The sequence below is a fragment of the Mycobacterium sp. TH-M103 genome, assembly GCF_057473785.1.
The window spans coordinates 1-11,448 of the sequence record NZ_JBYCLG010000004.1 but is presented as its reverse complement, the minus strand read 5'-3'; the positions used below and the strand labels follow the sequence as shown (position 1 = coordinate 11,448).

Genomic DNA, 11,448 nt, shown 5'->3' with positions numbered 1-11,448 from the left:
ACGTCGTCGGCCCAGGGCTGACGAGTCACCATGTCGGCGACCTTGACGAACCCGCGCTCGAACTCACCGGTCGCCGCGTCGACCAGGCGATACTGCTGGGTCTGCTTGTGGATCGGCTGCGCGTCGAGCAGGACGACGCGCACCTCCCCCGGCTCGAAGTGACAACGCTGCTGCAGGGCGGCGATCAGCTGCTCGTTGTGCATGTGGCCGTCGCCGAAGTTCCAGCCGATGGCCGTGCTGCAGATCCGCTCGCCGTCGGTGATGACGTAGTCGTCCTCGTTCTGGCCGGCCATGGCGCGGTGGGCAAGGGTGAACAGCGCCCGACCGTGAGTGTTGAAGCCGCGGAAGGCATATCCCATGTAAATCGGAATCTGCGCCGCCTCCGGGCTGCCGTAGAAGCGCTCCAGCTGGGCCTGCGGCATGCTGGCGATCGCCACGATGCCCCGGGTGATCTTGTCGTTCGCCGATCCCTTGATGCACCACAGCGTGGTGTCCCAGTTGCCGGCGTAGTACCGCATGCCCGGCAGAAACGAGATCTTACGGGGAAACAGGTTGCCCAGGACGACGGTGCCCGCGACGAGGATGAACAGGATCGCCACCGGCACCGGGTGTCTGACGTCGCTCAGCCCGATGCCCGCGTGCGCGACGAACAGCGACAGCACCCCGAAGATCATGAACACGTTCCACTCCAGCGGCACCCCCATCGGGATCGACACCAGGATGCCCAGGTGGAAGCACACCATCACGATCGCGGCCACCATGGTCGGCTTGCCGCCGTGGGAGAAGAACAGCACCAGCGGCACCAGCATCTCGACGGCCGTGCTCAGGTGCGCGAGCCAGCGCGATAGCCAGCCGGGCCGCAGGTCGTCCGGGAATTTCTCGAAGAAGCGGCGTTTCAGCCAGCGGGGCCGCACCAGCGGGTTGTTCGACATCATCGTCGAGATCACGAACGGGAAGTGCTTGTTGAGCTTGGAGGTCGCCGCGCCCATCCAGATCACCAGGAACACCAGCTTGGCGGCCACGATCATGTCGATCCCGCCGAACAGGAAGGTCACCGCCAGGCTGCCGTAGACCTCGCCGCGGGCGGCCAGGAAGATCACCTTGTCGCGCAGGCCGAGCACGCCGAGCAGCAGCAGGATCAGCACGATCTCCCACGTCGGCAGCAGGCCGACCGTGGTGCCCAGTTCCGGCACGGGGCCGGTGCCGTCGGAGAGCAGTGCCCCCAGCGTCACCACCAGCAGCAGCCCGTAGAGCCCCACGTCGATCGGCGTGCGCTTGGTGCCCCTGGTCCAGGGAACCCGGTCCGGCCACGGGGGCAGGCGGATGGTGCCGAAGCGCATCCAGTACAGGATCGAGCCCATCGGCGGGAAGAACCTGTTGTTGAGCGGCCCGAACCCGCAGCCCAGGCCGACCACCTCGAACAACATCGTGTAGAGGACGACCTTCTCGAACACGATCGGCTCCGACCACCACGACCCGACGCCGGTGAACCCGTGGATGCCGTTCGTGGCCAACGCGAAAAGCCATCCGAAGAGGATGTAGAGCAGTATTTTCGCCACGTAGAACAGGTGTAGGACGACGGGCGTCCCGAACCCGACCTCGGCCCAGTGCCGGGCCATCGGACGGATTTTCTCGCTGCGGGTGCCCTTGCTCCATTCGGCCATGTCGATTTGCGGCAGGTCGGGCTTGAGGAATCCCATGGTTTCACAGACTAGAACGTGTTCTAGTCGGATGCGTTGATCTTCGGGTCAGAGTTTCCTGGTCGAGTGGGAGCCCAGGGCGGCTATCCGAAGATCCCCGGCGGTGTCGCGGGCGCGGCTTGCAGCACCCGCGGATCGATCACGACGTTCAAAGCATGCAGATCCGCGGCCCGCAGATCGGCCAGGGAGTCCACCGCGGACAAGAACCTTCGCTGCTCGGCGGCTCCCACGACGCCGCCGGCGAGTTCGGCGAACTTCGCTATGTACTCCCGGCGGCCGAATGGCCGGGCGCCCAGTGGATGCGCGTCGGCCACGGCCAGTTCGTCGACGATCACCTCGCCGTCGGCCAGGCGCACCTCCGCCCGCGCGCCGAAGGCCTTCTCGGCCGGATCGGTCGAGTGGTAGCGGCGGGTCCACTCCGGATCCTCGACGGTGGAGATCTTGCGCCACAGGTCCACGGTGTCGGGCCGGTGAGCGCGCCCGGGCGCGTAGGAGCGCTCGTGGTGCCAGCTGCCGTCCTGCAGCGCGACCGCGAAAATATAAGGCAGCGAATGGTCGAGCGTTTCCCGCGACGCGTCCGGGTCGAACTTCTGCGGGTCCCCGGAACCGGTCCCGATCACCACATGGGTGTGGTGGCTGGTGTGCAACACGATCGCCTCGATCCGATCGAGTCCGCCCTCCGACGCCGCAAGGCGCGCGCGCAACCGCCGCGCCAGGTCGATCGGCGCCTGGCTCTGGTACTCCGCCGAATACTCCTTGGTATAGCTGTCGAGGATGGCGCGCTTGGGCTCGCCAGGAGCGGGCAGCGGCACCCGGTATTCGCGGTCCGGCCCGCCGAGCAGCCGGGCGATGACGCCGTCCTCGCCCTCCCAGATCGGCGCCGGCGATCCCTCGCCGCGCATCGCGCGGTCGACCGCTTCGATGGCGACCTTTCCAGCGTGCGCCGGCGCGAAGGCCTTCCAGCTCGAGATCAGGCCTTTGCGCGACTGGCGAGTACTAGTGGTCAGGTGCACGGCCTGCCCGATCGCCTGATAGATGGTTTCGGTGTCCAGCCGCAGCATGGCCCCGATCCCCGCCGCCACCGCGGGCCCCAGATGGGCGACATGGTCGATCTTGTGCTCGTGCAAGCAGATTCCGCGCGCCAGGTCGATGTGGATTTCGTAGGCGGTGGCCACACCGCGGATCAGGTCGGCACCGCACACGCCGAGTTGCTGCGCAACGGCCACCAGCGGGGGAATGTTGTCGCCCGGGTGGGCATACTCGGCGGCCAGAAAGGTGTCGTGAAAGTCCAACTCGCGCACCGCAACCCCGTTGGCCCATGCCGCCCAGTCGGCCGAGTAGGCGCCGTCCACGCCGAACACGGCCGCCCCGTGCGCGACGCGATGGGCCAGCGCCTGCCGGCGGGCCACGGTCACCGGCCGGCGCAGCACCGCCGCGGCGCTGACCGCGGCGTTGTCGATGATCCGGTTTGCCACCATCGCCGCGACGTCCGGCTCGACCGGGACCGGGTCGGTCGCGACGTCGGCGATCCTGGCCGCCAGGTGATCGGCGCGCGGGAACTCCTCGGCGCTGCGCCGCGCCCGTACCGCATGCATCAACACAACCCGACACTAGCCACCCGACCACCCGGCGGCGGTGTGGTTGCTAGCCGTCGGATGGCGCCGAGCCGCTCCGGGTGGGCGCCGCATACGAATTGGCGTGTCTCGCCGCCGATTGTTCGCGCAGGGCGGGGGCCTGCTCGCGGGCTTCTCGTGCGCTCCGGATCGTGGTGGCGACCTCAGATCGCGTGAAGGTGCGCCGCGCCGCAAGGGCGCGGCTGCGGTGGGCCTTCTGGCGGCACGCATTACAGCAGTACCGTGCGTCGGCACGAGCATAGAACTCGCTGCCGCACAACCAGCAGGTCTGCCGCAAAGCGGCCATAACCAGCAACGTTAGGCCTATCCGCGGTGCTGCGCTAGCGCGCGGCCGCGAGTGGCCGGAAAGCTTGCGGGACGGCGAGCCGTCAGCCCGCCTGTTTCGCCGGCGGGCGGTAGAAGATCAGCAACTGACCGAACGCTCCGGCCAGGCCGAGCACCACGGAGATCAGCAGGCCCTGCCAACCGTCGAACCAGTTCTTGCCGAAGATCAGCCAGTCCAGGCTCAGCCTGCCCGCCCCCAGCGTGGCGACCGCGACCGCGCTGACGGCCAGGACCAGGTTGTACTCCCAGCCCTCCTTGACGATGAAGAAGCCGTTGGCGCGGTGTACGGTCCAGGCAGCGACGAACATCAGCGACACGAAGCCCGCCGCGGGAATCGGCGTCAACAGCCCCGCGGCCAGGCCCAACCCGGCGGCCATCTCGGTGGTCGCGGCCACGGTGGCGTGGAACTTACCGGGCTTCATGCCGATGCTTTCGAACCAGCGCGCGGTGCCGGGGATGCGGCCACCGCCGAAGAACTTGTTGTAGCCGTGCGCGGCCATTGTCACGCCCAACACCAGCCGCAGGATCAGTAAGCCGACGTAGTAGGGAGTCATAGGTGCAAACCTAGAGCATTTGGTCGCTCGGTTGACAGGAGCGCCGGGAGATTGAGCCGGGCGATTCGGCGACGACCGCATGGGCGGCGACACACCGTGCTGAAACCCCGCCGTCTTGACGAGGCGCTCCCCGCGGCCATTCGCACGTTGCCACCTCCGACATCGGACTCGTGAAACGATAAGCGGACGACTTGTGGTCGGCCGGAAGGAGTGGGCAGGAATGGACGGTGCTACGCCGTTTGAGCATCCGCCCGTCGTCTCCCTCGACGGCACGGCAGCCCTGCCGCGAGATATCCTCGGCGACAAGGGCTACGGCATCAACGTCATGCGGCGCGAGGGCCTACCCGTGCCCCCGGCGTTCTGCATCACCACAGAGGTGTGTGCGCGCTACTTCGACGAACCCGACTCGACCGCCGACGCCATTCGCGACGACGTACGCGCCCAGCTGTGCCGGCTGGAAGCGGAGACCTCGCGGACCTTCGGGGCCGGCCCGCGGCCGTTGTTGGTGAGCGTCCGCAGCGGCGCAGCCCTGTCCATGCCCGGCATGTTGGACACCGTGCTCGACCTGGGCATCGACGACGCCGTCGAGTCGGCCCTCGCCGAGCTGCATAGCCCCGAGTTCGCCGTCGACACCCGCCGGCGCTTCCGCCACATGTATCGGCGCATCGTCCTCGCTGGCGCCGACAGCGAGGTACCTGACGACCCCTTCGCCCAGTTGGACGGCGCCATCGGTGCGGTCTTCAGATCCTGGAATGTACCCCGCGCCGTCGCCTACCGAAAGCACCGCGGGTTCAGTGAGGTCGGTGGCACGGCCGTGGTAGTGCAAGCCATGGTCTTCGGCAACGTCGATCCGAAATCGGGTAGCGGAGTGTTGTTCTCGCGAAACCCGCTGACCGGCGCAGGCGAACCATTCGGCGAATGGCTGCCTAACGGTCAGGGCGAGGACGTCGTCTCCGGCACCTTCGACGTGCAGCCGGTGACCGCGCTGCGCGACGAGCAACCGGCGATCTACGAAGAATTACTCAGAGCCGCCGGCACGCTCGAGCGCATCGCCGCCGATGTGCAGGACATCGAGTTCACCGTCGAACAGGGCAAGCTGTGGCTGTTGCAGACCCGGGTGGCCATGCGGTCGGCGCAGGCCGCGGTGCGCTTGGCGTTGGCGCTGCGCACCGAGGGCTTGATCGACGATCTAGAAACGCTGCGCCGCATCGACCCTGCGCAGCTCGAGACGCTGTTGCGGCCCTCGCTACAACCCGAGACCCGTTTGGCTGCACCGCTTCTGGCTAAGGGCCTGCCCGCCTGCCCCGGAGTTGCGTCTGGCACGGCCTACGAAGACGTCGACGAGGCGATCGACGCGGCCGAGGCCGGCAAGGACGTGATCCTGGTGCGCCCCTGCACCAGTCCCGACGACATTCGCGGCATGATGGCGGCGCGGGGCATCGTCACCGAAACGGGCGGCGCGACCAGTCACGCGGCTGTGGTGTCGCGCGAACTGCATCGGCCCTCGGTCGTCGGGTGCGGGACCGGAATCACCCGGGCTCTGGCCGGCAAGCAGATCACGATCGACGGCGCCGAGGGCGAAGTCCGCGAGGGCACCCTCGAACTGACGGCGTGGTCCGAGGACAACACCCCTGACCTGGCTGAGCTCGCAACGATCGCACGCCGGCACAGCCCGCTGGTCGCGCACGCTGCCGGGGATCACCCGGCGATCGACGACAACACCGAAGCAGGCGTCCACGCCGCTTTGGACGCGGGCCTGACCGACGTTGTCTCGCCGCATCCGCTGGTCACCATGCTGATCGCCGCGCGTCTGCAGGCGCGCGAAATCGCGGGGCGATGAGGGACCGGCTCCCCGGGGCGGACGACGACGCCACAGGCTCTGACGGCTCGGGCTCCGCCGAAATGCCCCCGGATTCGGTGCCGCTTGTTTCGCCATGGGGGCGTCAGCATCTGCTGCCATGTCTGCTCCCTGCTCGATCGCCCGACCAGATAGGTCTTTCGATACCGTGCCGTCCGGCCCGACATAGCGCCGGTTGCGGGATCGTACGCGGCCATCACAACGTCGTCATGCATATCCGGGTACCGACGAGACCGGACCGCTGCTAACCGCATCCCATCCATGAACCAACGTGGCATTCCAGCAGCGGATTTGACTGGCCGACGAGATACGCCTATCGCCTCCTCCGCCGGTCAGCGAGGCGACAAGCCTGGTCCGGCAACGGTCCTGACTATGATCGGTGCTTGCAATGCATCTGAAGCAATTAGCGTCGGTCACGACGATCGGCCCTGTGACCGAGGACTCTCCTCCCGGTGGCGATCGACGGATCGGCGGAAGGATTCGATGATGATCGAGCTGAAAGTGCTCCAGGCAGTTCGCCTCAAGGGCAGACTCGGCGCAGCCGAGATCGCTGCCACCATCAACGAAGACCCAGCCGCGGTGGCCGAGGCGGTCGGGGTGGCAACGAGAGCGGGCTACCTCGCCGAGGGCAAGGCTCTTCAGCTTTTGCCGGACGGGCGCACCCGACTCGGCGAGCTGCTCGCAGCGGAACGACGGAAAGCAAACCACGCTGCCGTCGAGGCCGCCTACCACGATTTCCGCAGTGTCAATGCCGATTTCAAGGCTCTGGTGACGGACTGGCAGCTCAGAAACGGTGAGCCGAACGCCCACGATGATGGGGAATACGACTCCGCGGTCTTGGCTCGGCTCGCCGATGTGCACGAGCGAGTGATGCCGATTGCCACGGCCGTCGCAGCCGAAGTCCCCCGGCTCGCCGCCTATTCGGACAAACTGGCCGCGGCGTTGGCCAAGGTGCAGTCGGGACAGACCACCTGGCTGACACAGCCGCTCATCGACTCATACCACACCGTGTGGTTCGAATTGCACGAGGAATTGATCCTCGCTGCCGGCCTCACCCGCGAAGGCGAGGCACGCGCCGGCTACGCCCAATAGCTGCTTCCGAAACATCGGGCGAACTGCTACAGCGCCGCGTCGAGCAGTCGCACGTAGGCGTCGATGTCCTCGACGGCCGACTCCGCCGCATGCACGCTGATCGCGATGGTGTCGCCGATGCCGTGCACTCCGTGGGTCAGGCCCATCGCGGGCGACAACGCGGGATAGCCGGCCGTCAGCACCACCCTGGCGCCCCCGAAACTCAGGTCGGCAGCCCCGCGATGCACGCTGGAGACGACTGTGTTGCCGGCCACCTGCGAAGGTCGCACGCCGGGGTCGAACTGCGCCACGCCCCACCGCAGCAGCGGCGGGGGCAGCGCGGCGATCGCCCGGTCGGCGCTGCGGGCGGCCGAGTGGGCGAGGCGACGCCGGCCGTTGGCCAGGTCGGACGCGATCCGTTCGGCGCGGGCATCGCGGCCCAGGTTCGGGTACAGACCCACGACGACGTTGCCGAAGTGGTTGTGTGCTTGTGGGGCACCCGCTTTGGTCATAGGCACTTCGGCCCCCAGCGAATCGGCCGTGCCGCCGAGGAGATCGGACAACGCCGTGGACACCGCCCCCAGCACGCCGACCGTTACCGTGGGACCGGGCAGTTGCGAGCGGTGTCGCACGAACGTGCGCACCGTGCGGGCGCCACCCCGATAGGCGTTGGTGCGCTGCAACGGGCGCGGACCGGCCCCGGGTGCGAGGAGCCCGGCGCGGGTATCGCGGAGCAACCGCCGATGGGTGCGGGCCGCGTCGACGACCCGCCAGGGAAAGCAGGCCGCCGCGGGCCGCGCCACCGCGGGCACCGGAACGTCCCGGCCGAAAAGCCAGGCCGCCATCGCCGCCGCGCGGGCGCCGTCGCCCAACGCGTGCGCGACCTGCAATACCGCGACCGTTCCCGTGCCGGCGACACCGGGGATGCCGAAGACCGGCGTGAACACGTGCAGCCGCCAGGGCATCAGACGAACGTCCAGCTGGGCATCGGCGAGTCCGGCAACGGCCGCCAGACAATCGGCCCAGCAGCCGTCGGGCAGGTCGTGGCGGACCACCCAACGTGCGTCCACGGCCGCCGGCACCCACCGCGGATAAGTCAGCGGATTCCGGTCCTGGATCCGCGTCGCCAAGTCCGGGCAGGCGCGCGCCCGTCGGCACACCCGTTTGACGGCGTGCACCAGGTCCGCGGGCTCGCCGTCGACGCATACAGCAGGAACTGGTCGTTCGGGATCTTGGCCGACATCCAGTAGAACTGCGCATCCACGGCCGTCATCTGCTGGGACGGCATCGGCTCAGCCGGGCGAGCCGATGAACCCGAGCACCAGGCCGGCAACCTTCTCCGGCTGTTCGAGCTGCAGGAAATGTCCGGCGTGTTCGACGATGTCGACCTCGCTGCCGGGGGGCAGCACCTTCTCCACCCACTGGGTGAAAGCCGGTGTCATGCACCCGTCGTCGCGGCCATGCAGGTACAGGCAGGGCAGCACGGGCGCCTCGGTCCACAGCCGGTGCAACTCGGCATACCGGGCCGGCGGCGCGGTGTTGCGGATCGTGGCCCGGTACGTCCCCAGCGCCGCGCGCCAGCTCTCCGGTGTACCGATCGCGGCGTCGACGTGGCGCAGGTCCTCGTTGGGGTTGTAGCCGGGCGACCATCGCCGCCACAGCAACGGCAACACCCAGGAGGCGGAACGCTCGGGCAGCCAAGGCAACTGAAAATAGAAGATGTACCAGCTGCGCAACAGCTGACGCGGCAGCTGGCGAGCCAGCCGGCCCCGCTCGGCCACCCCGCCCGGGCGGCGCAGCGCCGCCGGGGGCGGGACCGACATGATCACGGCCTTGGTGAACGGGCTGTCGGGCATCGCGGCCAGTCCGGTGGCGGCGATGGCGCCCCAGTCGTGGCCGATCACCACGTCGCGATCGGTACCGCCCGCCGCCGAACGCACGCGCAGCGCGTCGTCCATCAGCGCACCGATGTGGAAGCTGCCGTCGGCGGGGAGCGAGGAGGGCGCGTACCCCCGCATGAACGGCGCGACGACACGCCAGCCCGAGCTGGCCAGCCGGGGAGCGATTTTGCGCCAGCCGTAGGGGGTGTCGGGGAAGCCGTGCAGGCACAGCGCGATGGGGGCGTCGGGCGGGCCCCAGGTCAGCGCCTTGAGGTCGGCACCGGGGCCCGGTACGTCGATCCAGCCCGGTTCAGTCATCGCGGACCGCCCTGTCGGCTCGGGCCGTCACCCGACCCTCGCCGGCGATTCGCGTGGCCCGCTCGCGCACTCCCTCAGCCTCGTCCGCCATGTTCACTCCCTGTTCGGCGTATCCGCACGGACCAACCTAGCCCGTGTGCGTCCGAAGCGCACCGGCCTCCACCCTTTCCCGCCAAAGGCCAACCGCGGCAGAGACTGCCGCGGTTGTTTGTCCGCCTGTCTCCGCTTGCCGCCACCGGTCCCGGTCTCGTCTTGTTCTCGGCGCTGAACAGGAACGACACCAACGGGACGCCCGCCGGCCAAGCCCGGAACCCAGGCCAGATGGCCGCAGCCCAGGCGCGTCCACCAATAGCGTTGCACCGCAACGCTCAAACCGGCCCAAAGCGAGCACCCCGCGTCACACTCGACCGGCGCGGTCAGAATGCACGTGGCCGCGCCGGCTTTTGCCGTGGCCCCTGCTCGGGCTGCTCAAGCCGCCTGGGTAACGTCAGGGCATGAACGCCGCGAGCAGCAACCCCCAGACCGTCGAGTTTTCCGGTGTCGACGGGATCAGCCTGGTCGCCGACGAATGGAACCGCGGCGCCGCCGCGTCCGATCACCCGACCATCCTCATGCTGCATGGCGGTGGCCAGAATCGGTTCTCCTGGAAGAACACCGGCCAGGTTCTGGCCGACGGCGGATTCCACGTCGTCGCCCTCGACGCCCGTGGCCACGGTGACAGCGATCGCGCCCCCGAAGCCGATTATGCGGTCGAGACGTTGACCGCCGACGTCATGCACGTCCTCGACGCGATCGGCCGCCCGGTGACGATCATCGGGGCCAGCATGGGTGGGTTGACGGGGATTCTCGCCGCTCACCGCGCCGGCCCCGACCGGGTCACCCAACTGGTTCTGGTCGACGTGGTACCCCGATTCGAGAAGGGTGGAAGCGCCCGCATCCGCGACTTCATGATGGGCAACCTCGACGGGTTCGACACGCTGGATCAGGCGGCCGATGCCGTCGCCGAATACCTGCCCTACCGCACCAAACCGCGCAACCCGGAGGGTCTGAAGAAGAACCTGCGCCTGCGCGACGGTCGCTGGTATTGGCACTGGGACCCCGCGTTCATGACCAAGCCCGGAGACGACCCCGAACTGCGCACCGAGAAATTCGAGCACGCCGCGACGAACCTGACGATTCCGATTCTGTTGATTCGCGGGAAACTGTCCGACGTCGTCAGTCCCGAAGGCGTCCAACACTTCCTGACGACGGTGCCGCAGGCGGAATTCGTCGAACTGTCCAACGCGGGGCACACCGCCGCCGGCGACGACAATGACGCGTTCAGCGAGGCCGTGGTGACGTTCGTCCGGCGGCGACCGCTCAGTTAGCGGGTTTTTCCGCGTGTCCGCCGAACTGCTTGCGCATCGCCGACAGGGCCTTGTTGGCGAAGTCGTCGAGGTGACGTGAGGCGAAACGGGACTGCAGCGCGGTCGTGAGCACCGGTGTCGGAACGCCTTCGTCGATCGCCGCGATCGAGGTCCACCGGCCTTCCCCCGAATCGGAGACGCGCCCGGAGAACTCCTCGAGGCTCGGCGACTCGTGCAGCGCGATCGCGGTCAGGTCCAGCAACCAGGACCCAATGACGCTGCCGCGGCGCCAGACCTCGGCGACCTCGGCGATGTCCAAGTCATATTGGTAGAACTCGGGATTCGACAGCGGCGCGGTTTCGGCGTCACCCTGCTGCACGTGCTTGCCGATGTCGGCGTTGCGCAGCACGTTAAGCCCCTCGGCCAGCGAGGCCATCATCCCGTACTCGATGCCGTTGTGCACCATCTTGACGAAGTGTCCGGCCCCGGACGGCCCGCAATGCAGGTAACCCCTCTCCGATTGCGCAATCTCGCCGTCACGGCCCGGTGTGCGTTCCGCCGCCTCGACCCCGGGAGCCACGGTGGCGAAGATCGGCTCGGCGTGGTCGAACGCCTCCCGGTCCCCGCCGATCATCAGGCAGTAGCCGCGCTCGCGGCCCCACACGCCGCCGCTGGTCCCGCAGTCGAGCAGCCGAATTCCGCTCTCGGACAAGGTTTTCGCGTGGCGGATGTCGTCGCGGTAATAGGAGTTGCCGCCGTCGAT

Annotated in this window: 8 protein-coding genes and 1 pseudogene; 3 read left to right on the top strand and 6 right to left on the bottom strand. The window is 68.2% G+C overall.

Annotated elements, in window-relative coordinates:
• The 3 genes from AC2VOR_RS00155 to AC2VOR_RS00145 all read right to left on the bottom strand — a co-directional run.
• Window positions 1-1,700, bottom strand: a 1,700-nt coding sequence (locus AC2VOR_RS00155) for a DUF3556 domain-containing protein (RefSeq protein ID WP_486962972.1), incomplete at its 3' end; no start/stop codon positions are given.
• Between the two features lie 83 nt (window positions 1,701-1,783).
• Window positions 1,784-3,295 carry an MmgE/PrpD family protein gene (locus AC2VOR_RS00150; protein WP_486962973.1) on the bottom strand — a complete coding sequence of 504 codons (1,512 nt, stop codon included), beginning with the start codon at window positions 3,293-3,295 and terminating at the stop codon, window positions 1,784-1,786.
• A gap of 407 nt (window positions 3,296-3,702) precedes the next feature.
• Window positions 3,703-4,212 carry a DoxX family protein gene (locus tag AC2VOR_RS00145; protein WP_369737398.1) on the bottom strand — a complete coding sequence of 170 codons (510 nt, stop codon included), beginning with the start codon at window positions 4,210-4,212 and terminating at the stop codon, window positions 3,703-3,705.
• A gap of 220 nt (window positions 4,213-4,432) precedes the next feature.
• On the opposite strand from AC2VOR_RS00145, the gene AC2VOR_RS00140 reads away from it, so the two are divergent.
• Window positions 4,433-6,052: a pyruvate, phosphate dikinase gene (locus tag AC2VOR_RS00140; protein ID WP_407688742.1), complete on the top strand. Its 1,620-nt coding sequence runs from the start codon at window positions 4,433-4,435 to the stop codon at window positions 6,050-6,052.
• 504 nt (window positions 6,053-6,556) lie between these two features.
• Window positions 6,557-7,162 (top strand): MarR family transcriptional regulator, encoded by a 606-nt coding sequence (locus AC2VOR_RS00135; RefSeq protein ID WP_369741473.1) that lies wholly within the window; start codon window positions 6,557-6,559, stop codon window positions 7,160-7,162.
• Between the two features lie 26 nt (window positions 7,163-7,188).
• On the opposite strand, the pseudogene AC2VOR_RS00130 reads toward AC2VOR_RS00135, so the two are convergent.
• Together AC2VOR_RS00130 and AC2VOR_RS00125 are read right to left on the bottom strand one after the other, a co-directional pair.
• Window positions 7,189-8,414 (bottom strand): annotated as a pseudogene (locus AC2VOR_RS00130) (WS/DGAT domain-containing protein).
• 19 nt (window positions 8,415-8,433) lie between these two features.
• On the bottom strand, window positions 8,434-9,339 hold the full coding sequence (locus AC2VOR_RS00125; protein ID WP_369737396.1) for an alpha/beta fold hydrolase: 906 nt from the start codon (window positions 9,337-9,339) through the stop codon (window positions 8,434-8,436).
• Window positions 9,340-9,833: 494 nt separating this feature from the next.
• Between AC2VOR_RS00125 and AC2VOR_RS00120 the strand changes: the two genes are divergently transcribed.
• Complete coding sequence (locus AC2VOR_RS00120; RefSeq protein ID WP_369737395.1) at window positions 9,834-10,706, top strand: alpha/beta fold hydrolase; 873 nt, start codon at window positions 9,834-9,836, stop codon at window positions 10,704-10,706.
• Here AC2VOR_RS00120 and gnd read toward each other — a convergent pair.
• On the bottom strand, window positions 10,699-11,448 hold a 750-nt coding region (gnd, locus tag AC2VOR_RS00115; protein ID WP_486962971.1), incomplete at its 5' end, for a phosphogluconate dehydrogenase (NAD(+)-dependent, decarboxylating). The genes AC2VOR_RS00120 and gnd overlap by 8 nt on opposite strands.

Coding starts and splice junctions, on each gene's coding strand:
- AC2VOR_RS00150 (WP_486962973.1), bottom strand. CDS start 3,295: ATGCATGCGGTACGGGCGCGGCGCAGCGCCGAGGAGTTCCCGCGCGCC.
- AC2VOR_RS00120 (WP_369737395.1), top strand. CDS start 9,834: ATGAACGCCGCGAGCAGCAACCCCCAGACCGTCGAGTTTTCCGGTGTC.
- AC2VOR_RS00140 (WP_407688742.1), top strand. CDS start 4,433: ATGGACGGTGCTACGCCGTTTGAGCATCCGCCCGTCGTCTCCCTCGAC.
- AC2VOR_RS00125 (WP_369737396.1), bottom strand. CDS start 9,339: ATGACTGAACCGGGCTGGATCGACGTACCGGGCCCCGGTGCCGACCTC.
- AC2VOR_RS00145 (WP_369737398.1), bottom strand. CDS start 4,212: ATGACTCCCTACTACGTCGGCTTACTGATCCTGCGGCTGGTGTTGGGC.
- AC2VOR_RS00135 (WP_369741473.1), top strand. CDS start 6,557: ATGATCGAGCTGAAAGTGCTCCAGGCAGTTCGCCTCAAGGGCAGACTC.